Source organism: Sphingomonas sp. (assembly GCF_965200135.1).
Lineage (GTDB): Bacteria > Pseudomonadota > Alphaproteobacteria > Sphingomonadales > Sphingomonadaceae > Sphingomonas.
In genome coordinates, this window is record NZ_CBDATK010000007.1 from 530,001 (window position 1) to 552,296 (window position 22,296).

Annotated in this window: 27 protein-coding genes and 1 tRNA gene (1 of these 28 cut by a window edge); 14 read left to right on the forward strand and 14 right to left on the reverse strand. The window is 71.1% G+C overall.

Features of this window, described 5'->3' with window-relative positions:
- Positions 1–932: the 3' portion of an oligosaccharide flippase family protein gene (locus tag ACOFKS_RS10800; RefSeq protein ID WP_419809228.1), read on the forward strand. 541 nt of this gene lie to the left of the window's left edge; 932 of the gene's 1,473 nt are visible here — the last part of the coding sequence; the start codon falls outside the window, past its left edge; it ends in the stop codon at positions 930–932.
- On the opposite strand, the gene ACOFKS_RS10805 is transcribed toward ACOFKS_RS10800, so the two are convergent.
- Positions 919–1,839: a hypothetical protein gene (locus tag ACOFKS_RS10805; protein WP_419809229.1), complete on the reverse strand. Its 921-nt coding sequence runs from the start codon at positions 1,837–1,839 to the stop codon at positions 919–921. The genes ACOFKS_RS10800 and ACOFKS_RS10805 overlap by 14 nt on opposite strands.
- A 263-nt stretch (positions 1,840–2,102) precedes the next feature.
- Between ACOFKS_RS10805 and ACOFKS_RS10810 the strand changes: the two genes are divergently transcribed.
- Both ACOFKS_RS10810 and ACOFKS_RS10815 read left to right on the forward strand, forming a co-directional pair.
- The gene (locus tag ACOFKS_RS10810; RefSeq protein ID WP_419809230.1) at positions 2,103–2,510 is read left to right on the forward strand and encodes a hypothetical protein; all 408 of its coding nucleotides are present in this window, start codon (positions 2,103–2,105) and stop codon (positions 2,508–2,510) included.
- Complete coding sequence (locus tag ACOFKS_RS10815) at positions 2,507–2,719, forward strand: helix-turn-helix transcriptional regulator (RefSeq protein ID WP_419809231.1); 213 nt, start codon at positions 2,507–2,509, stop codon at positions 2,717–2,719. The genes ACOFKS_RS10810 and ACOFKS_RS10815 overlap by 4 nt, the downstream gene beginning before the upstream one ends.
- Positions 2,720–2,769: 50 nt before the next feature.
- On the opposite strand, the gene ACOFKS_RS10820 is transcribed toward ACOFKS_RS10815, so the two are convergent.
- From ACOFKS_RS10820 to hisS, 5 genes are all read right to left on the reverse strand, one after another.
- Positions 2,770–3,201, reverse strand: coding sequence for a CBS domain-containing protein (locus tag ACOFKS_RS10820; protein WP_419809232.1), 432 nt, complete (start codon positions 3,199–3,201; stop codon positions 2,770–2,772).
- 129 nt (positions 3,202–3,330) lie between these two features.
- Positions 3,331–4,407 (reverse strand): DUF4167 domain-containing protein, encoded by a 1,077-nt coding sequence (locus ACOFKS_RS10825; protein ID WP_419809233.1) that lies wholly within the window; start codon positions 4,405–4,407, stop codon positions 3,331–3,333.
- 285 nt (positions 4,408–4,692) lie between these two features.
- Positions 4,693–5,526, reverse strand: coding sequence for a peptide chain release factor N(5)-glutamine methyltransferase (prmC, locus tag ACOFKS_RS10830; protein ID WP_419809234.1), 834 nt, complete (start codon positions 5,524–5,526; stop codon positions 4,693–4,695).
- Positions 5,527–5,623: 97 nt separating this feature from the next.
- A complete protein-coding gene (prfA, locus tag ACOFKS_RS10835) occupies positions 5,624–6,703 on the reverse strand; it encodes a peptide chain release factor 1 (protein ID WP_419809235.1) in 1,080 nt (359 codons plus the stop codon).
- Between the two features lie 178 nt (positions 6,704–6,881).
- Positions 6,882–8,183: a histidine--tRNA ligase gene (hisS, locus tag ACOFKS_RS10840; RefSeq protein WP_419809236.1), complete on the reverse strand. Its 1,302-nt coding sequence runs from the start codon at positions 8,181–8,183 to the stop codon at positions 6,882–6,884.
- 136 nt (positions 8,184–8,319) lie between these two features.
- On the opposite strand from hisS, the gene infA reads away from it, so the two are divergent.
- The 9 genes from infA (at position 8,320) to ACOFKS_RS10885 (ending at position 14,822) form a co-directional block, all read left to right on the forward strand.
- Positions 8,320–8,565: a translation initiation factor IF-1 gene (gene infA / locus ACOFKS_RS10845; protein WP_419809237.1), complete on the forward strand. Its 246-nt coding sequence runs from the start codon at positions 8,320–8,322 to the stop codon at positions 8,563–8,565.
- Positions 8,566–8,669: 104 nt separating this feature from the next.
- Complete coding sequence (locus ACOFKS_RS10850; protein WP_419809238.1) at positions 8,670–9,239, forward strand: Maf family protein; 570 nt, start codon at positions 8,670–8,672, stop codon at positions 9,237–9,239.
- A gap of 11 nt (positions 9,240–9,250) precedes the next feature.
- Complete coding sequence (locus ACOFKS_RS10855) at positions 9,251–10,186, forward strand: ribonuclease (RefSeq protein ID WP_419809239.1); 936 nt, start codon at positions 9,251–9,253, stop codon at positions 10,184–10,186.
- Positions 10,186–10,338 carry a DNA gyrase inhibitor YacG gene (locus tag ACOFKS_RS10860; protein ID WP_419809240.1) on the forward strand — a complete coding sequence of 51 codons (153 nt, stop codon included), beginning with the start codon at positions 10,186–10,188 and terminating at the stop codon, positions 10,336–10,338. Before ACOFKS_RS10855 ends, ACOFKS_RS10860 begins: the two co-directional genes overlap by 1 nt.
- 97 nt (positions 10,339–10,435) lie before the next feature.
- A tRNA-Phe gene (locus tag ACOFKS_RS10865) sits at positions 10,436–10,510 on the forward strand.
- Between the two features lie 200 nt (positions 10,511–10,710).
- Complete coding sequence (locus ACOFKS_RS10870; protein ID WP_419809241.1) at positions 10,711–13,119, forward strand: DegT/DnrJ/EryC1/StrS family aminotransferase; 2,409 nt, start codon at positions 10,711–10,713, stop codon at positions 13,117–13,119.
- Between the two features lie 8 nt (positions 13,120–13,127).
- Positions 13,128–14,267: a glycosyltransferase family 2 protein gene (locus ACOFKS_RS10875; RefSeq protein ID WP_419809242.1), complete on the forward strand. Its 1,140-nt coding sequence runs from the start codon at positions 13,128–13,130 to the stop codon at positions 14,265–14,267.
- On the forward strand, positions 14,260–14,472 hold the full coding sequence (locus tag ACOFKS_RS10880; RefSeq protein WP_419809243.1) for a DUF4287 domain-containing protein: 213 nt from the start codon (positions 14,260–14,262) through the stop codon (positions 14,470–14,472). Before ACOFKS_RS10875 ends, ACOFKS_RS10880 begins: the two co-directional genes overlap by 8 nt.
- 11 nt (positions 14,473–14,483) lie before the next feature.
- Positions 14,484–14,822 carry a YciI family protein gene (locus ACOFKS_RS10885; protein WP_419809244.1) on the forward strand — a complete coding sequence of 113 codons (339 nt, stop codon included), beginning with the start codon at positions 14,484–14,486 and terminating at the stop codon, positions 14,820–14,822.
- 6 nt (positions 14,823–14,828) lie between these two features.
- On the opposite strand, the gene ACOFKS_RS10890 is transcribed toward ACOFKS_RS10885, so the two are convergent.
- The gene (locus ACOFKS_RS10890; protein WP_419809245.1) at positions 14,829–15,047 is read right to left on the reverse strand and encodes a hypothetical protein; all 219 of its coding nucleotides are present in this window, start codon (positions 15,045–15,047) and stop codon (positions 14,829–14,831) included.
- Positions 15,048–15,102: 55 nt separating this feature from the next.
- The gene (locus ACOFKS_RS10895; protein ID WP_419809246.1) at positions 15,103–15,807 is read right to left on the reverse strand and encodes a murein L,D-transpeptidase catalytic domain family protein; all 705 of its coding nucleotides are present in this window, start codon (positions 15,805–15,807) and stop codon (positions 15,103–15,105) included.
- Here ACOFKS_RS10895 and ACOFKS_RS10900 point away from each other — a divergent pair.
- Positions 15,797–16,594 carry a L,D-transpeptidase family protein gene (locus ACOFKS_RS10900; RefSeq protein WP_419809247.1) on the forward strand — a complete coding sequence of 266 codons (798 nt, stop codon included), beginning with the start codon at positions 15,797–15,799 and terminating at the stop codon, positions 16,592–16,594. The genes ACOFKS_RS10895 and ACOFKS_RS10900 overlap by 11 nt on opposite strands.
- Before the next feature lie 107 nt (positions 16,595–16,701).
- Here ACOFKS_RS10900 and ACOFKS_RS10905 read toward each other — a convergent pair whose 3' ends face one another.
- From ACOFKS_RS10905 to ccmC, 5 genes are all read right to left on the reverse strand, one after another.
- Entirely contained in the window at positions 16,702–17,094 is a 393-nt protein-coding gene (locus tag ACOFKS_RS10905) for a cytochrome c-type biogenesis protein (protein ID WP_419809248.1), read from the reverse strand.
- Positions 17,091–17,612 carry a redoxin family protein gene (locus tag ACOFKS_RS10910; protein ID WP_419809249.1) on the reverse strand — a complete coding sequence of 174 codons (522 nt, stop codon included), beginning with the start codon at positions 17,610–17,612 and terminating at the stop codon, positions 17,091–17,093. The genes ACOFKS_RS10905 and ACOFKS_RS10910 overlap by 4 nt, the downstream gene beginning before the upstream one ends.
- Entirely contained in the window at positions 17,609–19,576 is a 1,968-nt protein-coding gene (locus tag ACOFKS_RS10915; RefSeq protein WP_419809250.1) for a heme lyase CcmF/NrfE family subunit, read from the reverse strand. Before ACOFKS_RS10915 ends, ACOFKS_RS10910 begins: the two co-directional genes overlap by 4 nt.
- Entirely contained in the window at positions 19,573–20,004 is a 432-nt protein-coding gene (ccmE, locus tag ACOFKS_RS10920) for a cytochrome c maturation protein CcmE (RefSeq protein WP_419809251.1), read from the reverse strand. Before ccmE ends, ACOFKS_RS10915 begins: the two co-directional genes overlap by 4 nt.
- Positions 20,005–20,129: 125 nt before the next feature.
- Positions 20,130–20,855, reverse strand: a complete 726-nt coding sequence (ccmC, locus tag ACOFKS_RS10925; protein WP_419809252.1) for a heme ABC transporter permease CcmC — start codon at positions 20,853–20,855, stop codon at positions 20,130–20,132.
- A 99-nt stretch (positions 20,856–20,954) separates the two neighbouring features.
- Between ccmC and ACOFKS_RS10930 the strand changes: the two genes are divergently transcribed.
- Positions 20,955–21,221 carry a hypothetical protein gene (locus ACOFKS_RS10930; RefSeq protein WP_419809253.1) on the forward strand — a complete coding sequence of 89 codons (267 nt, stop codon included), beginning with the start codon at positions 20,955–20,957 and terminating at the stop codon, positions 21,219–21,221.
- On the opposite strand, the gene ACOFKS_RS10935 is transcribed toward ACOFKS_RS10930, so the two are convergent.
- A complete protein-coding gene (locus ACOFKS_RS10935) occupies positions 21,163–22,047 on the reverse strand; it encodes a metallophosphoesterase (protein WP_419809254.1) in 885 nt (294 codons plus the stop codon). The two genes, ACOFKS_RS10930 and ACOFKS_RS10935, sit on opposite strands and share 59 nt — an antisense overlap.
- Positions 22,048–22,296: the final 249 nt, after the last annotated feature.

Consider the following 22,296-nt stretch of genomic DNA (forward strand, 5'->3'; position numbering starts at 1 on the left):
TGTGGACGCTGGTGTGGGCGCCGGTCGCGCTGTTCGCGGTACGCGCGGTGGGGATGACGCTGGCGGCGCGGTCGCTGGTCTGGCCAAGCTTCCGCTTCGGCGGCGCGGGAGCGCTGGCGCGCTATGGTGGCGTGCTGACGCTCGGCCAGTTCTTCTGGTTCGCGCAGGCGCAGGCCGACGTCGTGATCGCCGGGCGCTGGTTCGACGCGCACGCGGTCGGGCTCTATACCACCGCGCTGTTCCTGACCCAGATCTTCCAGAACAAGGTCGTGCCCCCGCTCAACGAGGTCGCGTTCAGCGCCTATGCCCGATTGCAGGACGAGCCGGGCGCGATCGGCAGCGCCTTCCTGCGCTCGGCGGGGGCGATCATGGCGGCGGCGATGCCGATCTATCTCGGCATGGCGGCGGTCGCCGAGCCGATGGTGCGGTTCGCGCTCGGCAGCCACTGGGTCGACGCCGCGCCGCTGGTACGGCTGCTCGCCTGCGCGATGCCGTTCATGACGCTCTATGTGCTGATGCCGCCCGCCAGCGACGCGATCGGGCGACCGGGGATCGGCGTCCGCGTCTCCATGATCGGCGCCGTCGTGCTGCCGATCGCGTATCTCGTCGGAATCGCCGCCGGCGGTGCAGCGGGGCTGGCGGCGGCGTGGCTGGTCGCCTGGCCGATCATGCTGCTGATCCTCGGCGGGCGCGCGCTGCCCGCGATCGAAGTCACCGCGCGCGCGCTGGCGGCAGCGGTCGCGCCATCGGTGCGGGCGGCGGTGGCGATGGCGCTGACGGTGGTGCTGCTCGGCCGCGCGCTGCCGCCGCTCACGCCGGGGCTCGCGCTGGCGCTGCTGGGTAGCGTGGGCGCGGCGATCTACGCCGGCTGGCTGCTCGCCTTCGCACGCCCGACGGTGACCGCACTGGTGACGCTGGTCAGGCGGCCCTGAGTTCGGCGATCGCGGCGCGCGTCGCATCGCGATACGCGCGCCCCCGATACCGGCACATGCCCAGATAATGGACGAACGGCGCGGCGGCGGGCACGTCCTGTCCCCAATAGTTCAGGTACCGATCGTACGGCAGCAGCAGCGCGTCCGCCTCGTTGGCGATGACGAAGTTCGACGTCACCTGCTCCGTCCCCCACTCACGCCAGCGATCCGCCCCCAGTCGCGCCTCGCACGCTTGCGAGAACGCATCGGCAAGCAGCCGGCCTCCGTCGCCGGGCGCAAAGCCCGCGAACCCCGAACACCCCCGGACATAGCGCGGCACCGGCAGGCCCGGCAGGTCCAGCCGATCGAGCAGCCGCTCCGTCGCCTTCTGGATATGCATCCGCCCGTCGATCGCGGGCAGCGTCGCGACGAAGGCGTCCGCAGGCATCAACGCGGCGTCCGCCTCGCCGCGCAGCGTGAAGCTCCGCCCGGCGTCGATCGCCGCCGTCACCTCCGGCATCGGCGCGCGCGTGATCGTGTCCGAGTCGAGCTGGATGACGTAATCGTCCGCGCGCGCGTCCAGAATCGTCAGCAACCGCTCCCACGTCCCCCCGCGCGGCGCCGGGCCGGTGTCGACATCGCGCAAGGCCAGAATCTCAGGATCGCCCAGATGCCGCGCAAGAACCAGGCGGTCGGCGGCGGTCAGCGACCCGTCGTCCATCACCACCACCCGCCCGCGCCCGAGATGGCGGTGGAAGGATTTCACCGCGACCAGATAGGACAACAACACGCGCGTCCCGATCAGCGAAAAGATGACGACGCCGTCGTCACGCGGCCGCAACGGCGGCGTCGCGAGAACGCCACGCGTGCGCCAGCCATGACGCGCCTGCTTCCAGCGAAACACCAGATGCTCGGCGAAGGTCGACATGCCGACGCGCTTAGGCCGAGGGGCGTTAACACCGGGTGCCGGCGCGGACCGCGACGATCATACCCGACACGGGGCTGGGACGACACTCGAACACCCCTCTGCGGGACCGACGACGATGCCTCTTACCAACGGCCTCCTCCTTCGGTGGCGAGCACCGATGGACGATCGCCCGACGGCGGGCCGACCATCTTGACCGGCTGTAACCTCTAGGTTACTAGTAACCTAGAGGTTACGTATGGAGGGTCGACATGGATGACATACAGATGGCCGAGCGGACCTCGCGGCGGACCGCCATCATTTTCTACCTGCTCGCCACGGTCCTCATCCTCAGTGCCGTGCTGGCGGTGGACGATCGGTCGGGTGGCGGCGCGGCGCGCTTGGCCGCATGGCTGTTCATGATATGCCTGACCGCGCTCAATCTGACCCCCCTGGCGGCACACCTGAAGCACCATCGCATGCGGGATCTGCTCAACGACGACACGACGCAGGATCATCGCCGTACCAGCTTCGCCGCGGGCTTCTGGGCGGCGCTCGCCTCGGCCGTGATGCTCATGGTCGTCGGGTCGGTGCTGCCGCTCACGGCGCCGATGTCGCTTCGCATCGTGGTCACGGCCATGCTCGCAGCCGCCTTGATATCGTTCGCCACGCAGGAATTGAGGGCGGCGCGGTGAGGGAACGGCTGCTGAACTCGATCAAGGCGGAACGTGACCGGCTGAACCTCACCCAGGCCGCGCTCGCCGAGAAGGTCGGCGTCAGCAGAAAGACGATCAACACCGTTGAAAACGGGGTATTCATCCCGTCGACCCTGCTCTCGCTGAAACTCGCCGAGGCGTTGGGACAAGGTGTCGATCGGCTCTTCTGGATCGATCGAGCGGATTAGCCACTGGCGGCCGGCTCGCGACCGGCCGTCAACGCAACCGGTCGCGGCGGTCAGGCCGACTGGATATAGGCGCGCATCGCGTCGGCGTCGGCCTCGATCCGGTCGATGCGGTACTTCACCAGATCGCCGATCGAGATGAAGCCGACCAGCGCGCCGTCCGCCACGACGGGCAGATGCCGGATGCGCCGCCGCGTCATCAGTGACAGCGCGGCGATCACCGGCTGGTCGGGCGCGACGGTGATCGCGGGCGCGGTCATCGCCTCGGCGACCGGCCCGTTCAGCGCCGCCGCGCCCCGCGCGTGGATACAGCCGATCACGTCGCGTTCGGAGAAGATGCCCACCACCGCGCCGTGGTCGTCCAGCACCGGCACCGCGCCGATCCGCTCGGCGGCGAGCATCGCCACCACCTCGCGCACCGTCGCCGTGGGCGGCACGCCGACGACGCGCGCGCCCTTGCTCTTGAGTATCGCCGCGATCGTCATGGGCCTCTCCCGAACCGCACTCCCCGCGCCGGCAGTCTCTCACCAATCGCGATCGGAAGCAAAGGCGGACATGAAAAGGCCGGCGACGCGCGTGGCGGCACCGGCCCGTTCGTCATCGGTGGCGCCGTATCACTCGGCGGCGGTCGGGGTATCCTCCGCCGGCCGCGCGCGGCGGCGGCGCGGTTTCGCCTCGGGTGCCTCGTCGTTGGCGGCGACGGTCAGCGAGGCCGACAGCGACGGCGGCAACCGATCGGCGGCGATCCCAGCATTCTCGGACCCGGCATCCTCGGACGCAACGGTCTCGGACGCCGTCGCGACCTGGACGGCGTCACGCCGGGGCCGGCCACGGCGGCGCGCGGGCGCCTCCAGCGGACGATCCGCTTCCAGCACGTCCTCGGCGCGATGCTCCAGCGACTCGGTCGGCCCGACCGGATCGGCACGGCGCTGGCCGGCGACCTCGACGGGACGCTCCTGCATCGGCCGCGCGGCGACCGGCTGCGGCTGGCGCTCACGGCGCGGCTCGCGATCCTGCCACTCGCCGTCGTTGCGCGGCCGGTTGCCGCCATCGCCGTTACCGTCGCGGCGGACGTCGCGCTGCCCCCCATCGCGGCCGGCATCACGGTTGCCGTCGCGCTCGGCGCGGGGCCGGTCGTCACGGGCGCGCTCCTCACGGGGCCGCTCGACGCGCTGACGATCCTGACGATCCTCGCGGGGCCGGCCGTCGCCGTTGCCGTCGCGAAAGCGGTCCTCACGCGGGCCACGGTCGTCACGGCCCTGCTCGCCATCGCGATCGTTGCCCCGCTCGCCGCTCTGGTCGTTGGCGCGGATCGGCTCGCCCTCGTCGCCGAACTCGCCCCCGCCGCTGAACTCGCCGTCGCCATCCTCGTCGAACTCGTCGCGGCCACGGCGCGGCTGCTGCTGGTCCTCGAAGCGCCCGCGCTGCTCGCTCAGCACGCGGAAATAGTGATCCGCGAACTGAAGGTAATATTCGGTATTGACCCGATCGCCCGCGCGTTGCGCGTCGGCGGCCATGTTCTTGTATTTCTCGTGGAGCTGGGTGGCGTTGCCGCGCGCGCGATTGTCGATGCGGCTGCCGTTACCCTGCCCGCCCTGACGCGGTCCACCGCCACCGCCACCGCCACCGTTGCTGTTGTTGTTGCCGCCACCGCGGCCGCGACGGCGACCCGCCTGCCGATTATTGATCAAGCTGTTTCGTCCTTGTAGCCGAAATCAAAACTGGTGCTGCTCCGAAACCAAGCGGTGCAAACCCTCCAAGCGACGGCCACCAGCGGCCCGATCGCGTGATCGCCACGGCCGCGAAACAGGGTGCGGCGGTGATACGAAGGTGCGGGCCTTTCCCCCGATCCGACACCCCCGCTGGAGCGGAATGGCGTCGGAAAACATCGGCCCGTGCCGGTGCAATAGCGGCGGGCATGCCCACCCGACAAGCGAAATATGGGCTGGCCGTCCGGTTTGTTCAATCCGCCGCCGTCAGGGCGTGACCACCAGACAGCGATCGCGCCCGCCCAGATCCTGCCGCAGCGCGACGCCGAAGCCGCGCGCCCGAAACAGCGCGCCCGCCGCCGCGCCCTGGTCGTGCCCGATCTCAAGGCACGCGACCCCGCCCGGCGCGACCAGCCCACGCAACCCGTCCGCCAGCACGCGCAGGTCGTCCAGCCCGTCGCTCCCGGCATACAGCGCGCTCGCCGGCTCATAGCCCGCGACCTCGCGCGACAGCACCGCGTCGTCGGCGACATAGGGCGGGTTGCACAGCAACAGGTCGAAGCCGCCCGCCCGCACCGGCAGCGCCGCCGCTCCCCACCCGCCGACCTCGATCGTCGCCCGCGCGTCGAGCCCCAGCCGGCGCGCGTTCGCCTGCGCCACCGCCACCGCGCCCGCCGACGCATCGACGCCGACCCCCGTCGCCGCCGGCCACTGGTCGAGCGCCGCCAGCAGCAACGCCCCCGACCCGGTGCCCAGATCGAGCACCGCCGCCGGCCCGGCCGTGCCCGCGAAATGCGCCACCGCCGCCTCCAGCAACGTCTCGCTGTCCGCGCGGGGGATCAGCACGCGGGGGTCGACCGCCAGCTCGATCGTCCAGAACCCGCGCGTGCCGGTGAGATAGGCGACCGGCTCCTCCGCCGCGCGCCGCTCGACCAGCGCGGCGAACCCCGGCGGCACGGCGCGATCGAGGTCGAGCAGAAACGCCTGCCGCTCGATCCCCAGCGCATGCGCGAGCAGCAGCTCCGCATCCAGCCGCGCCGTCGCCGAGAACGTGAACCGGGCGGTGGCGTCGATCAGCGCCTGCCGCGCGCTACCAGCCATGGGGATGGACGCACTCACCGGCCACAACGCTTGCGGTGAGCCCCCTCCACCACCCGGCTGCGCCGAGCGGTCCCCCTCCCCGCCAGACGGGAAGGAGTCACCCATCCAGACTCGCAAGCCGCTCCGCCTCGTCCTCCGCGATCAGCGCGCCGACCAGCTCCCCCATGTCGCCCTCCAGTATCTCCGGCAGTCGATGCAGCGTCAGGTTGATGCGATGGTCCGTCACCCGCCCCTGCGGAAAATTATATGTCCTGATCCGCTCCGATCGATCGCCCGAGCCGACCATCGACTTGCGCGCGCCCGCCCGCGCCTGATGCAGTCGCTCGCGCTCGGCCTCGTACAACCGCGTCCGCAGCACCTTCAGCGCCTTGGCCTTGTTCTTGTGCTGCGACTTCTCGTCCTGCTGGATCACCACCAGCCCGGTCGGCAGATGCGTGATCCGCACCGCCGAATCGGTGGTGTTGACCGACTGACCGCCCGGCCCCGACGAGCGATAGACGTCGATCCGCAGGTCCTTCGCCTCGTCGATCTGGACGTCGACCTCCTCCGCCTCGGGCAGCACCGCCACCGTCGCGGCGGAAGTGTGGATACGCCCCTGATTCTCCGTCGCGGGCACGCGCTGGACGCGATGGACGCCGCTCTCGAACTTGAGCCGCGCGAACACGCCCTTGCCCTCGACGCTGGCGACCGCCTCCTTGAACCCGCCCGAGTCGGACGTGGACGAGGAGATCAGCTCGACCCGCCAGCCCTGTCCCTCGGCATAGCGCTGATACATCCGGAACAGGTCGCCCGCGAACAATGCCGCCTCGTCGCCACCGGTGCCCGCGCGGATCTCCAGCATCGCCGCCCGCTCGTCCGCCGCATCGCGCGGCAACAGCGCCAGCGCCAGCGTCCGGTCCGCGACGTCCAGCTTCGCCTTGTTCTCGTGCAGCTCGTCCGCCGCCATCGCGCGCAGCTCGTCGTCGTCGGCATCCTCGGCCATATAGGCGAGGCTGTCCGCCTCCTGCCGCAGGCGGCGCACCTCGGCGGCGGCGGCGGCGACCGGCTCCAGCTCGGCATATTCCTTCGATACCTGCACGAACCGCTCGCCCGCGAGGTCACCCGTCGCCATCAACGCCTGCAACTCGTCCAGCCGCGCCTCGATCTGCCGAATCCGATCCGGAGAGATAGTGGTCATACCCCAAATCCTCCCCGGCACGGGGAGGTGGCGCGCGCGCAGCGCGTGACGGAGGGGGCGGGCCACGAGCGGGTCGCTCGCGGTGAGCCCCCTCCACCACTCGCTGCGCGAGCGGTCCCCCTCCCCGTGCCGGGGAGGAATGGAAAACGATGCGCCTGGGTTTCAGGAAAGATGGTAGTCATTGTACGGTGGTACTGGCCGGAGGTGCGATGATGCCTCGCGGAAATCTCTCGCTGCCGAGAATCTCGGTCGCCTTCAAAAGCAGCGATATTTCGGTCAGTTTTACCGAGCCGATGTTGATGTTCATTCGTCCGTCGGCGCTGACATAAAGCAGTAAGGTATCCGGTCGCTTCCGGGCTCGAGTAGAACGATCTTTCGCCGAGCCACGAAAGGAGACGTTTGCAATGATATTTGCGGCCCTCAGCTTGGCAGCGGCCGATTGCGCTTCAAGTATCAACTCGGGCGTATCTGGAATGACCTCGAACCGAAGCATCGCCTCCGGCTCCCCCACCAACATCGCCAACCGCTCCACCCCAGCGGCCCAGCCCACCCCCGGCGTCTCCGGCCCGCCCAAACTCCCGATCAACCCGTCATACCGCCCCCCGGCCAACACCGTCCCCTGCGCCCCCAGCCGGTCGGTGACGAACTCGAACGCGGTATGCCGATAGTAATCCAGCCCCCGCACCAGCCGCTCGTTGCGCTGGAACGCCACGCCCGCCGCCTGCAACCCCGCCTGCACGGACTCGAAAAACGCCCCCGCCGCGCTCGACAGATAGCCGTCGATCCCCGGCGCCGCGTCCGCGACCGGCCGATCCCGCGGGTCCTTCGAGTCCAGAATCCGCAGCGGGTTCTTCGCCAGCCGCTCGACGCTCTCCGGTGACAGGTCGCCGCGATGCGTTTCGAAATGCGCGACCAGCGCCGCCCGCCACGCATCGCGCGTCTCGGCATCGCCCAGCGTGTTGAGCTGTAGCGTCACGCCCTCGATCCCAAGCTCGCTCAACAACTGATCCGCCAGTGCCAGCAGCTCGACGTCCGCCGCCGGCTCCGCCGCGCCGATCACCTCCGCGTCGATCTGATGGAACTGCCGGAACCGCCCCTTCTGCGGCCGTTCGTAGCGGAACACCGGCCCGGACGTCGCCAGCTTCAGCGGCGCATATTGCTGCCACCCCTCGGTCAGATACGCCCGCGCGATCCCGGCGGTGAACTCGGGCCGCAGCGTCAGCGAGTCCCCGCCGCGATCGGGAAAGGTGTACATCTCCTTCGACACCACGTCCGTGGTCTCGCCGATCGAGCGCGCGAACACCTCCGTCGCCTCGAACACCGGCACGTCGACGCGCTGGAAACAGTACAGCGCGCGCACCCGCTCGAACGTCGCCAGCACATGCGCGAAGCGGCGCTGTTCCTCGCCGAAGATGTCCTGCGTACCGCGCACGCGGCCCGGGGTCTGCACGCGCGGCGCGCGAGGGGGGGTCTGTGCCATGTGGCGCGTGGCTGTAAGCGAGCCGTCGCCTTGCGGCAACGCTTCCGACGCGCCATAATGGTGGGGCGGGGGAGCCAAGCTTCCTTTTTCCGCGCGCCCGCGCTAAGGGCCGCGCGCTCCTAACCCAGAGGTTTGCTTGGCGAAAGAAGAACTGCTCGAGATGCGCGGCCGCGTGGTGGAATTGCTCCCCAATGCGATGTTCCGCGTACAACTCGAGAACAATCACGAGATCCTCGGCCATACGGCGGGCAAGATGCGCAAGAACCGCATCCGCGTGCTTACCGGCGACGAGGTGCTGGTCGAACTCACGCCCTACGACCTGACCAAGGGCCGCATCACCTACCGCTTCATGCCCGGTCGCGGCGGTCCCGGACCCTCCTAGGATCATGTGCTCCTGCGAAGGCAGGAGCCCAGGGGCACGGGCGGGTCGCTTGACGCTCTAGGTTCCTGCCTTCGCAGGAACACGGCTACCACCGGCGGGAACGCATGAACCTCGTCCTCGCCTCCTCCTCCCCCCGCCGCCTCGACCTGCTGAAACGCCTCGGCGTCACCCCGACGCGCGTCTGCGCCCCCGCGATCGACGAGTCCCCGCGCAAGGCCGAGGTCCCCCGCGACTATGCCCTCCGCCTCGCGCTCGCCAAGGCCCACGCCGTCGACCGCGGCGCGAACGAGGTCGTCCTCGCCGGCGACACCGCGATCGCGCTCGGCCGTCGCATCCTGCCCCCCGCCGAGACGGAGGCGGTCCAGCGCGACCTGCTCGGCAGGCTGTCGGGCCGCCGCCACCACGTCCTCTCCGCCGTCTGCGTGATCGACGCCGCCGGCACCGCCCGCACCCGCCTCGCCGACACGATCGTCGCGTTCAAGCCGCTCTCGGCGCAGGAGATCGACGCCTACATCGCCTCGGGCGAGGGGCTGGGCAAGGCGGGCGGCTATGCGGTGCAGGGCTATGCCGAGGCGTGGGTCCGCTTCCTCGCCGGCTCGCACTCCGGCGTGATCGGCCTGCCGCTGTTCGAGACGCGCGCGCTCCTCAAGGCGGCGGGCCTGCCGCTTGCCTGAATGGCGCTTCCTTGCCTGAGTGGGTTTGGGAAACCGGCATCGGTGAAACCCGCGCCGCGCTGATCGCGGACGGCCGCATCGTCGAGGCCGCGATCGAGCTGGACGACGGCGGGTCGCGCGTCGGCCACGTCGCCCGCGCCCGGCTGATCGACCGCGCCACCGGCCGCGTCCGCCTCGACTCGGGCGATGAAGCGCTGCTCAACGGCGCCGCCGGCGTCCCCGAAGGCGGCACGATCACCGTCGCGATCGTCCGCGAGGCGATCCGCGAGCCCGGCCGCCTCAAACTCCCCCGCGCGACCATGACGGACGCGCCGCCCGCGTCCGGCCCCGACCTTGTCGCGCGGCTGACCGCCACCGGCGTTCCCCTACGCCAACTTCGGAGTCACCAATGTGATGATGAGTTGGAGGCCGCCGGCTGGTCCGAACTGCTCGAAGAGGCCACCACCGGCACCATCGCCTTCCCCGGCGGCGCGCTCGACATGACCCCGACGCCGGCGATGACGCTGTTCGACGTCGACGGCGGCCCGCCCTTGGAAAACCTGGCGATTACAGCGGCAAAGGCGGTCGCCGAGGCCATCCGCCGCCACGCGATCGGCGGCTCGATCGGCATCGATTTCCCGACCCTGCCCGGCAAGGCACCGCGCCAGGCGGTCGCCGCCGCCCTCGACGCGCACCTCCTGCCCCCGTTCGAGCGCACCACCGTCAACGGCTTCGGCTTCCTCCAGATCGTCCGCCCCCGCCCCCGCATGTCCCTCCCCGAGCTGCTCCGCGCCGACCCGATCGGCGCCGCCGCCCGCGCCGCGCTGCGCCGGTTGGAGCGAGAGCCCGGCCCGTCGCGCCCGCACCGCCTCCCCGCCGCCGTGCTCGCCCGCCTGCACGCCCAGCCCGGCTGGCTCGCCGAGCTGGCGCGCCGCACCGGCCACCCTCCCCAGCTGGAAACCGCCTGATGCCCGCCCCCACCTGCCCCGTCTGCGACAAGCCCGCCTCGGCGGCGACCAAGCCCTTCTGCTCGCAGGGGTGCCGCGACCGCGACCTGCTGAAGTGGCTCGATCAGGGCTACAGCATCCCCGTGCCCGCGCACGAAGAGCCGGAGGATTAGCCGGGACGACCGGCTGGAGAGCCCGCGCGGGTGAGATGCAGGCTAGACAGCCTGCGGGGCCGCCCGTAAAGGCGCCCTTCCGGCCGGCGGCCGGGATGCCCGGGTAGCTCAGTGGTAGAGCAGACGACTGAAAATCGTCGTGTCGGTGGTTCGACTCCGCCCCTGGGCACCATCCGCTGCCGGCCTGCCGCAGCGTCGCTGCGACAGGACTCGGCGCGGATCGGCCGGCGCGAAGCGACCGACGAGTCGCGGGCTTTGCCCGCGACCGCCTTTCCCCAACCCCGTAACCCGATCTTAGCCCCTCCCCACCTACGGCCCGCGTCATGCGGCCGCTTCCCCTCATCGCCCCCCAACCCGCCCCGCCTCAGCGAGATGACCGAGGCACTGGCGCGGGTCGAGGCGTCGGGGATCTATTCCAACAACGGCCCCGAGGTGCAGGCGTTCGAGGCCGAGGCCACCGCCACGCTCTACAACGGCACGGGCGCGTGTCTGGCGGTCGGCAACGCCACGCTCGGCCTGATGATCGCGCTCAAGGACGCGGCCCCCGACGGCGGCTACGCCATCATGCCCGCGCTGACCTTCGCCGCCACCGCGCAGGCGGCGCTGTGGGCCGGGCTGACGCCGCTGATCGTCGATGTCGACCCCGACGACTGGGCCGCCGACCCCGCCGCCGAGCAAGCCGCGCTCCGCACCCACGGCGACCGCGTCGCCGCGCTGCTGCCCTACGCCACCTTCGGCACCGCGATCGACCTCGGCCGTTACGAGGAATGGCGGCATCGTCGCGGCGTCGGCGTGGTCGTCGACGCCGCCTCCTCGCTCGGCACGCTCGACGACGAAGGCCAGGGCTTCGGCGCCGGCGCGCCCTTCGCGGTCGTCGGCTCGATGCACGCCACAAAGACCTTCGCGGTCGGCGAGGGCGGCCTCGTCCATAGCGGCGACGAGGCGCTGATCGCGCGGCTGCGCGCGATGACCAATTTCGGCTTCGAGTCCGGCCGCAGCGCGACGCTGCCCGGCATCAACGCCAAGCTGCCCGAGGTGCTCGCCGTCGCCGCCCGCGCGAAGCTCGCCACGATCGGCCAGGTCGCCGACGCCCGCGCCGCCGTCGAGGCCGCCTATCGCGAGGCGCTGCCCGGCTTCCAGTGCCAGCGCGCCCACGGCCGCCGTCGCGCGATGCAGTTCATGCCCGTTCTCCTGCCGGCCCACCTCGCGGCCAAGCGCGAGGCGATCGCCGCGCGGCTCGCCGAGGACGGTGTCGGCAGCGGCCGTTATTTCAGCCCGCATCTGGGCGAGCAGCCGCTGTTCCGCCGCACCGCGCTGATCGAGCCGACGCCGGTCGCCGATGTGCTGGCGGCACGGATGATGTCGCTGCCGATCACCGACGCGATGACGCCTGCCGACGCGCACCGCGCCGCCGCCGCCTTTGCGAGCGCCTGCGCCGCCGAGGATCGTCGCCCCGCCGCTCCGGCGCGCTACGGCCCGGCGATCGCCTCGGTCGTGATCGTCGGCGGCGGACCGGCGGGGACGGCGTTGCTCACCGCCGCCGCCCGGCGCGGCGCGCTGCCCGCGATGGCGCGCGACATGGTGCTGGTGGAGCGCGACGCCGGGGTCGGCGGCGGTCGGCTCGGCCGTTACGCGATCACGTCCGATTCGACCGCCGAGACCTTCCTGTCCGCGATCAAGGACGTGCCCGGCCTCGCCGACCTGATCGACCACCCCGCCGCGCGCACCGTCGCGGGCCATGCCGGGGGCGCGATCGGCGTGCCGCTGGTCGAGGTCGGGCCGTTGTTGCGCGTCGCCGGGGCACGGCTGGCCGATCTCGCCCGCGACCACGGCGCGACGCTCGCCACCGGCACGGAAGCGGTCGGTGCCAGGCGGGGCCGCGACGGCTTGTGGACCATACGCTTGCGCGCACCCGACGGCACCGAACGGGACCAGCGCACCCGCGCGCTCGTGCTCGCTACCGGCGGCCACCAGCCGCTCGACCGCCTCGCCGCGCAGCGCATCGCGGGCGTGCCGCTGGTCGAGCTCGCCGGCGACCGGCTGATGCAGTCCGACGGCGTCCTCTCGCTCGGCGGCCAGGCGCAGGTCGCCGACCTGCTCGCCGGCAAGCGCGCGCCTCGCATCGCGGTGATCGGCGGCTCGACGAGCGCGCTGACCACGATCGCGCTGCTGCTCAAGGGCACGCTGCCGCTCGGCGCGGGCGCGATCACGCTACTCCACCGCCGTCCCTTGCGCCCCTTCTACCACTCGGTCGAGGCAGCGGCGGCGGAGGGTCTCGACGACTTCGGCGCGGACGACATCTGCCCGGTGTCGGGGTTCGTCTATCGCCTCGCCGGCTTCCGGCTGGAGGCGCGCGAGCTGGTGCTCCGCATGCTAGGCGTCGACGGCCGCGCGCCCGATCCGCGCGTCGCGACACACCGGATCGGCGCGGACGATGCCCGGGCCCGCACGCTGATCGCGGAGGCCGACCTCGTCATCGCCGCGCTGGGCTATCGCCCGCACGCGCTGCCGCTGACCGGCACCACCGGCCGCCGCCTCTATCTCGCCGCCGATCGCGGTGCGCCGATGGTCGACCGCCACTGCCGCGTCCTCGCCGGCGACGGCACCCCGCTGCCCGGCGTCTACGGCATCGGGCTGGCGGCGGGGTTCGTGCCGTGGGGGGCGCTCGGCGGCGAGGCGAGCTTCAGCGGCCAGGCGAACGGACTATGGCTGTGGCAGAACGACGTCGGCGCGATGATCGTCGACCAGTTGCTCGGCCAGGCGCAACAGGCGGCGGCGTGAGGGCAGAGGTGACCGGGCCCGCCGTCAGCGTCATCATCCCGGCCTATAACGGCGCGGCATTGCTGCCAGCGACGCTCCGCAGCCTCGCCGACCAGACGCTGACCGACTGGGAGGCGGTCGTCGTCGACGATTGCTCCCCCGACGACGGCGCCGCGCTGGTCGCCGCGTGGCCCGACCCGCGCGTGCGGCTGGTGCGGATGGCGGCGAACGGCGGCCCCGTCCGCGCCCGCAACCGCGGCGTCGCCGAGGCGCGCGGGCGCCATGTCGCCGGCCTCGACCAGGACGATCTCTGCCGCCCCGAGCGCCTCGCGCGTCAGGTCGCGCTTCTCGATCTTCATCCCGAGGTGGCGCTGCTCGGCACGCAGGTCGAGTTCCTCGCCGGCGACACGATCCGCCCGTCGGGCTACGCCGCCGCGACGACGCCGGGGCTGATCGACTGGCTGCTCCGCATCGAGAACCCGCTCGCCTGGTCCAGCATCATGGTCCGCGGCGAGGTCGCCCGCGCACTCGCGCCCTTCACCCGCCCCGAGCGGCTCTACGCCGAGGATTTCGACCTCTACCACCGCGTTCGCGCATTCGGCGCGGTGGCACGGCTGGACGAGCCGCTGCTCCTCTATCGCCAGCACGACGGCGGCGTCTCGCGCCGCTTCGTCGACACCATGCGCGCCAGTGCCGTCCGCGTCCTCGCCGATCGCCACGCCCCGCTGCTCGGCGAAGGAGCGGAGCGCGCCGCGACGCTGCTGGTCACCCACCACATGGGCGGCGAGCCCGTCCCCGACCGCGCCACGCTCGCCGAGCTGGGCGCGCTGTTCGGCACGCTCCAGGCCGCCTATCTCGCCGATGTCACCCCCGACCGGGACACCCGCCGCCTCGTCCGCTGGGAAACCGCCCGTCGCTGGGCACGGCTGGGCCAGGCGGGCCTGCGCGCGGGCACGTTGACGCTCGGCGACGTGCTCGCGGTAAGGCCCGCGCATCTGGGGCTGGGCTATGCCGGCGCCGATACGCTGGCGATGGCGGGGCTGGTCGGCGGCGGCCGGCGGGCGGGGCGGGGCGCTGGCAGGAAGGCGGACCGGCTAGCAGCTTGCCGACGCCGACGTCAGGCAACTATGCTGCCGCGACATTCGGCGGAGAAACACGGCGATGACTGACGAACCGACCAAAGGTCCAGCTTCCTGTTTTCCCTCGATCGAGAAGAAATACGGCAAGCTGACCGCCGAATGGCAGGCGATCGTGCGCAGCCACTTGCCCGCCAAGCAGATGCAGCTGGTCGCGATGCTGAAGAACGATCATGCCATAGGGCACGGGCACGCCAACGCGCTGGCGGCGCATACCCTCGCGCAGCAGAGGGGCTGAGGAGACCGAGCATGGCCAAATACCTGATCTCGTTTCCGAGCGCGGCGATGGCGCTCTCCGACGACGAGTTCGCGGCCGCCGGCATCGACTCGCGCGCCGTCATCGAGGAAGCGAAAGCGGCCGGCGTCTACGTCTTCGGCGGCGGCATCGACGAAGGGGTCGCGCCCGTGCTGGTCGCCGGGGACGGATCGGTGTCGTCGGATACGTATCCCGGCAGTCGCCTCGACGGCGGCTTCACCGTGCTCGAGGTGCCGACGCGCGCGGAAGCCGTCGAGTGGGCGCGAAAGATAGCGGTCGCCTGCCGCTGCGCGCAGGAAGTCCGCGAGTTCATGTACGACCCGGCCAGCTGAACCGGGCTACCCCGCCCCGAACCCCGCCCGGCTCCGCTCGCCGCCGTCCGCCCGCTCGCGCCCGGCGAGCACGTTCTCCAGCTCGTCCAGCGTATGCGGCACGTCCAGCTTCTCGTTGCCCAGGAACAGCCGGCTGCCGCCCTCCTGCGGGACGGCGTGGCTCAGTTTGTCGATGTCGATCAGCGCCTTGCCCTCGGGCAGGATCTCGATCTGGACGAAACGCATGGCGGACTCCCGTTGGCCTGAGCGGCACTAACGCACGAGACCGGGATGTCGCCCTTCAGACCTTGGCGGCGTAGATCATCCGGCCTTCACCCAGCCGCGCGAACACCTGATCCAGGTCGCCGTCGCCGACCGCGAAACAGCCCTGGCTGCGCCCCAGCATCCCGTGCGTCCGCAGCATGTCGGAATTGGCATACCATGCCGCATGCACCACGATCGCCCGCTCCAGCGCGCGGTTGTTGGTCGGGTCCAGCCCGATCAGCCGCTGCGATCGGCCATGCTTGCCGACATAGTAATCGGCGGTCACGAACGCGCCCTGCGACGAGGCGTTGGAGCCGGGGTCGTTGGAAAAGCGCTGTAGCCAGCCGGTGTGCGACGGGTCCGATCCGCTGCCGTGCGCGACCAGAAAGGACTTGCTGGTGCCGTTCGCCAGGTCGAGCAGGTGAAAGCGGGCCTGCGCGGACGGCGCGGCGAAGTCGGCGATCGCGATCCTGTCCCGCTTGACCCGCCCGCCCTGCGCGTCGAGCGCGGCCAGCGCGCGCCGCAGCAAGGCCGGACGAACAACGTTTGCCGACGTCACCGGACGCGCCACGGGCACCGGAAAGCCGGGGACCGGCGGCTGCGCGACCGGCGTCAGCGCCGATTGCGACAGCCGCTGCACCGCCGCCGACACCGCGCCCGGCACCGCCAGCACGCCCGCCAGGAGCAGCCCGTTCTTGACCACCGCGCGGCGGCTGTGCGCCGCGTCCAGCATGTCCCGCATCGTTCGTCGCATCCCCGTCTCGCTGGCCCGCGATATAGCGGACCGAATACGGCTTTTCTGTAGCGATTCCGATGGGTTGCGCGCGCCGGGCTTCCGTTCGGCGCTCACGGCGAACGATTCGGCGCAACCCGGCGATGAACCCCGACCGTCATCGCGCGTTTGGGTTGCCGTAAGGGAGTATCGTCGATGTCGGGCCGTCAGTTGGGATTCGCGATCATGTCGGCGCTGGCGATGGCGGTCGCCACGCCCGCACTCGCCGCCAACGCGGCGGGCGTCGAGGTCGAGCGCGGCCGCCGCGACGCTGGCGCCCAACCAGTTCGTCTGGCGCGACGTCGAGACCGCCGATCCGGTACGGGTGGTCATCAACATCGGCGAGCAGCGCGCCTATGTCTATCGCGGCGAGGCGCTGATCGCGGCGACCGCCGTGTCGACCGGGAAGGATGGCAAGGACACGCCGTCGGGTGTCTTCACCATCCTTCAGAAGAACATCGACCACCACTCCAACCTGTACAACAGCGCCGCCATGCCGTTCATGCAGCGGCTGACATGGGACGGCATCGCGATCCATGCCGGTCGCAATCCCGGCTTTCCCGCCAGCCACGGCTGCATTCGCGTGCCGCTCGCCTTCGCCAAAAAGCTCTACGGCGTCACGTCGATGGGCACGGAGGTGACGGTAATCGGCGCCGACGGTCAGATCGACGCGATCCCCGACGCCGCCCCCTTTGACCCCGAGGCAGGGGAAACCGCCGCCGCCAACCGCGCCGCGCTGCAAGTCGCGACACGCTGAAACGGCGCTGTCCTACACGCTGGAAGGTGGCTAAACCCTGATCGGACAACACCAATCAAAACAATACCTTAGCGCGAATCGGGAACGCGTTTTGGTGTAACCTTTGGTTACCTTTGGCGTCGCCTGAAGCTCGATCGCGCCACAAAGCCACCGATCGCGAGCAGCACCAGCGGTGCCGCCCATAGCGGCCAGGTCGCCGCCGACAGCGGCGGGTCATAGGTGACGTAGTCGCCATAGCGCGCGATCAGCCAGTGCCGGATCGCCGCCGGCCGTTCGCCCCGCGCGATCCGCTCGCGGACCAGCGCGCGCATGTCGCCCGCCATATCGGCGTCGGAGTCGGCGATCGACTGGCCCTGACACACCAGACAGCGCAGCGTCGCCATCAGCGCCCGCGCCTGCTCTTCCTGCCCGGCGTCGCGCAACTGGGTATAGGCGAGCGGCGACGGTGGCGCGCTGCTGGCGGTCGCGATCAGCAGCAGCAGCGGCGCCGCGCGTCTCACCGCGCCAGCACCCGCGTCGCGAGGTCGTCGACCTCCTCCGCCCGGATGTCGCCGATGTGTTGCTCCAGGATGCGCCCGTCGCCGTCGACGACGAAGGTCTCCGGCACCCCCGACGAGCCGAGCGACAGCTGCACCTGCCCCCGCCGGTCGTCGCCGATCCGGCTGTAGGGGTCGCCGTTGCGGGCGAGGAAGTCGCCGATCGCGCCGGGCGTGTCGCGGATCGCGACGCCGTCGATCGGCACGCCCAATGCCTTCAACCGCATCAGCTGCGGTACCTCCGCGACGCACGGCACGCACCAGCTGGCGAAGACGTTGACCAGCCGCCGCCGCCCGCCGCCGAACCCGCCCTGCACCCCCGGCTTGCCCGCGACCATCGCCGGCAGCGCCACCGCCGGCATCGGCTTGCCCACCAGCGCCGAGCGGACCGTCCGATCGGCGGGTGTGTAGAGCGCCCACGCCACGACGCCGAGCACCGTCACGAACGCGATCAGCGGAACCCACAGCAGCGGCCGGCTCATGCCCAGACCTCCGCTTTCGGCCGTCGCTCGCGCCGCCACCGCCCGACCAGCGACATCGCCCCGCCCAGCGCCACCAGCACGCCGCCGAACCAGATCAGCGTCACCAGCGGCTTCCACCACAGCCGCAGCTGCCAGCGCCCGTCCTCTCCCGCCGCGCCGAGCACGGTATAGAGCTGCCCGTCCGCCACCGTCAGGATCGCGCTCTCGCTGGTCGCGGTCGGCGGCTCGGAAAAGAAGCGCTGCTGCGGAAACAGCGCCGTCGTGTCACCACCGCGCACCACGTCCAGCCGCGCCTGCAACGCCGACCAGTTCTCGCCGATCACCGGCGAGATGCCGCGCAGCGTCACGGTGTACGGCCCCACCCTCACCGGCTCGTCCACCCCGACCGCGACCAGCCGCTCGACGGTAAAGGCGCTGTCGCACGCCATTCCCGCCAGGCTGACCGCGATCCCCAGATGCGCGACCACCATGCCCCAGGTGAACAGCGGCGTCCGCCGCAGGCTGCGGCCCCACAACGGCGCCACGCTCGCCCCCGCCACGCCGATCGCCAGCGCCAGCCCGGCGAGCGGCAGCCAGCCCATCCGGGTGCCCGCGACCAGCAGCGCCGCCGCGAGGCACGCCGCCGCCAGCGGCCACGTCACCCGCGCCAGCGCCGCCCGCGCGCTGTCCTTGCGCCAGCGCAGCAGCGGCCCGACCGCCATCGCCGAGACGAGCAGCAACGCCACCGGCCCGATCGCCTTGTTAAAGAAGGGCGGCCCGACCGACAGCTGCACCCCGAACCCGCTCGCCACGATCGGATACAGCGTGCCGATCAGCACGACGCCCAGGATGACGGAGAGCAGCAGGTTGTTGACCACCAGCGCCCCCTCGCGGCTCACCGGCTCGAACGTCGATCCCGCCCGTACCGTCCCGGCCCGTGCGGCGAACAGCACCAGCGCGCCCCCGATATAGATCGCCAGCAGCACCAGGATGAATGCGCCGCGCCGTGGGTCGACCGCGAATGAATGGACGCTGGTCAGGATGCCCGACCGCACCAGGAAGGTGCCGACCATCGACATCGAAAAGGCGACGACGGCCAGCATCACCGTCCACGCCCGCAACCCGTCGCGCGTCGCCAGCACCGTCACCGAATGGAGCAGCGCCGTCGCCGCCAGCCACGGCATCAGGCTGGCGTTCTCGACCGGGTCCCAGAACCACCAGCCGCCCCAGCCCAGCTCGTAATAGGCCCAGTAACTCCCCGCCGTGATCCCCAGCGTCAGGAACACCCAGGCACCCAGCACCCACGGCCGCATCGCGCGGGCAAAGGCCGGGCCGACGTCGCGCGTCACCAGCGCGCCGACCGCGAAGGAGAACGCGACCGACAGCCCGACATAGCCGGCGTAGAGCGTCGGCGGGTGGAAGGCGAGGCCGGGGTCCTGAAGCAGCGGATTCAGCCCCTGCCCGTCCGCCGGTGCCGGGCTCAGCCGCGCGAACGGATTGGAGGAGAACAGCAGGAACGCATAGAAACCCAGCGCGATCGCCGCCTGCGCGCCCAGCGTCGCGACCAGCGTCGCCTCGTGCAGCCGCCGCTCGATCAGCGCCACCGCGCCGCCCGCCAGCCCCAGGATCGTGACCCACAGCAGCATCGAGCCCTCGTGGTTCCCCCACGCGCCGGCCACCTTGTAGAGCAGCGGCTTGGCCGAATGGCTGTTCTCCGCCACCAGCTTGACGCTCATGTCGCTGTTCGTGAACACCCCGATCAACAGCGCCATGGCGATGGCGGCGCACACGCCCTGAACGATGGCGACGGGACGGATGGCGGCGAAGAGTTGGCCGGCAAGGCTGCTCTCCTCGGTCAACCCATCCACCGGCGACGGCTCGCCGCTATCGCGGGGATGACGAAGCGAGAGCACCGCCACCAACAGCTGCAACGCCGCCAGCGCAGCCGCCAGCCACAGCGCGGCGAGACCCGCCTCCGCCATCACTTCAGCGTCTTGGTTTCGTGCATCGCACCCGCGACCTGCGGCGGCATATAGCGCTCGTCATGCTTGGCGAGGATGTTGCTGGCGACGAACAGCCCGGTCCGCGACAGCTCGCCTTCCGCGACCACGCCGCTGCCCTCGCGGAACAGGTCGGGCAGCACGCCGCGAAACGACACGCCGACCGTGCGGACGTTGTCGGTCACGACGAAGCGCGTCGTCACTCCGTCGGCGGCACGCGCTACCGACCCACGCGCGACCATGCCGCCCAGCCGGATCGGCCGTCCGGCCATGTCACCCGCCTTGGCCAGGTCCGACGGCGAGTAGAAATACGCCGCCTGATCCTTCAACGCCGACAGCGCCAGCAGCCCGGCGGCGATTACCGCCACCACCGCCAGCGCCGCCAGCGTCAGCCGCTGGTTCTTCGCCGTCATCGGGCCATCACTTGCGCTCGGCGCGGCGCATCGCGACGAAGCTGATCCCGACCAGCGCCGCCGTCCCGCCCAGCGTCACCACATAGGCCGCCGTCACGAACCACCACTGCGTCACAGCGCCATCCTCATGGCCGCGCCATCCGCCGCAGCCGCGCGTCGACCTTCGCTCGCGCCAGCAACGCCCGCATCCGCATCAGCACCACGCCCGCGAACAACAACGTAAACCCGATCAACGTCAGCGGTAGCGGCCACAGCAACGCCCGGTCGATTGTCGAGCCGGTCAGGCCGATGCTCTGCCCCTGATGCAGCGTGTTCCACCACACCACCGAATAGCGGATGATCGGCAACAGCACCGTGCCCGCGACGCCGAACACCGCCGGAACACGGCCATCGCCGCCCCGTTCGGAGTCGGCCCGCGCCAGCGCGAGGTAACCGGCATAGACGAAGAACAGCAGCAGCATCGACGTCAGCCGCCCGTCCCACTGCCACCACGTACCCCAGGTCGGCCGGCCCCAGATCGACCCGGTCAAAAGGCACAGCCCCGCGAACACCATGCCCGGCACCGCGCACGCCCGCGCCGCGATCGCCGCCAGCGGATGGCGCCAGACGAACAGCGCGATGCTCGACGCGGCGACCCCGCTCCACCCCGCCATGCCTAGCCACGCGCAGGGGACGTGCAGATAGAGGATGCGGACCGTCTCACCCTGCAGATAGTCGGGCGGCGTCTGCGTCAGCCCCGCCCAGCAGCCGATCGCGATCAGCGCCAGCCCCGTCCAGACCAGCACCGGCGTCAGCGGCCGGGCGATCTTCAGGAAGCGGGCGGGATTGGCGAGGGCATGGAGCGCAGGCACGGGATCACCGCCCTAAGCCCATTAGTGTCCCCCGTCACCCCTCGCGCTCTTTACCTTTTGCTAAGGCGGAGCCGCCATGCCTGCCGATCGGAGGTCTTCATGGCTCAGCTTGCCCGCAAACACGAAGAGACGTTCGACGGCGAGTTCGTCGAGCTGCCCATGACAGGCGCGGTGATCGCCCGATGGGGTGACGGCGCCGGTCCGGTCGATTCGCCCGCCCGCCTGCTGCATCAGCGGCTGATCGAGAGCTTCGAGCCCGCGCCCTCGGCCGCACGAGAACTGTCGGCGCGGACCCGGCTGGCGATCGTCAGCGGCGCGGTGCTGCTGCCGTGGATTGCGGCCGGCGCGGTGTATCTGGCGCTCTGACGGGTCCGAGCGTCAGCAGCCACATGTCCGGCGGCGCGCCGAAGCGCAGCGGCACGTTGCTGGTGCCGATTCCCGCCGTGACGATCACGGTCCTCGCACCGTCGCGGATCAGTCCGCACCGATAGCGATTGCCGTTGACGGTGGACACCGGCATCAGCCGCTCCAGCAACGGCACCACCACCTGCCCGCAATGGGTATGTCCCGCCAGCAACAGCGACGGTCCCGGCGTTAGCCACCGAACGATGTCGGGCGAATGCGACAGATATATCCGCGCGCCCGGCGCGGCGCTGGTCAGGCGGCGCAGCGCGTTGAGCGTGCCCCCCAGCTTGGCGTGGCCCGACACCGTATCGCCCGACCCGCCGATCAACAACGGCCCGCGCCGCACCGCGCCGTTCTCCACCACCGTCGCGCCCGCGTCGCGCAGCGTCCGCGCCAGCAGCGCCGGGTCGGTCTCGTTGTCGTGATTGCCCATCACCGCCACGATCCCGAGCGGTGGGTGCAACCGCCCGAGTTGCGCGCGCAGGATGCCCGCCTGGCTTGCCGCCGCCTGCGCGCCGTAGCCGGCGACCAGGTCGCCCGCGAGCAGGATCAGGTCGGGACGCAGACCGTCGACCTGATCGACGACGCGCGCCAGCCGGGCCGCGTCGGTGCTGCCGTTGCCAAGATGCAGGTCGGCAAGCAGCAGTACCCGCAGCGGCGACGCGCCAGTGGGCCAGTCCGCCAGCGCGATCGTGGCCGTCCGCACGACCGGCTCGGCCCGGCTGTTGCGCCAGCCTGCCAACGTCAGGCCGGCAAGAGCCGTCAGCAGGACGGCACTCCAGCGCACCCGACTCCACCGCAACGAACTCACCCGACCTCCCCTCCTGACCGCATTTGGGGGTAAGCGTGGCCTGCGGCGGGGTCTATCCTGTCGTTTGCTCGGCCTATCGCAAACAGATGCGGCGGGACCGGCAAGCCTTGCCCGGCTGCTACGCCGACACTAGGGAGCCGACATCGGGCTGCCGCATGCACCCGCGCAACTCGATCGTAAGGGATCGGACCTATGGCCGGGTCTGACATTACCGCGTCACGGACG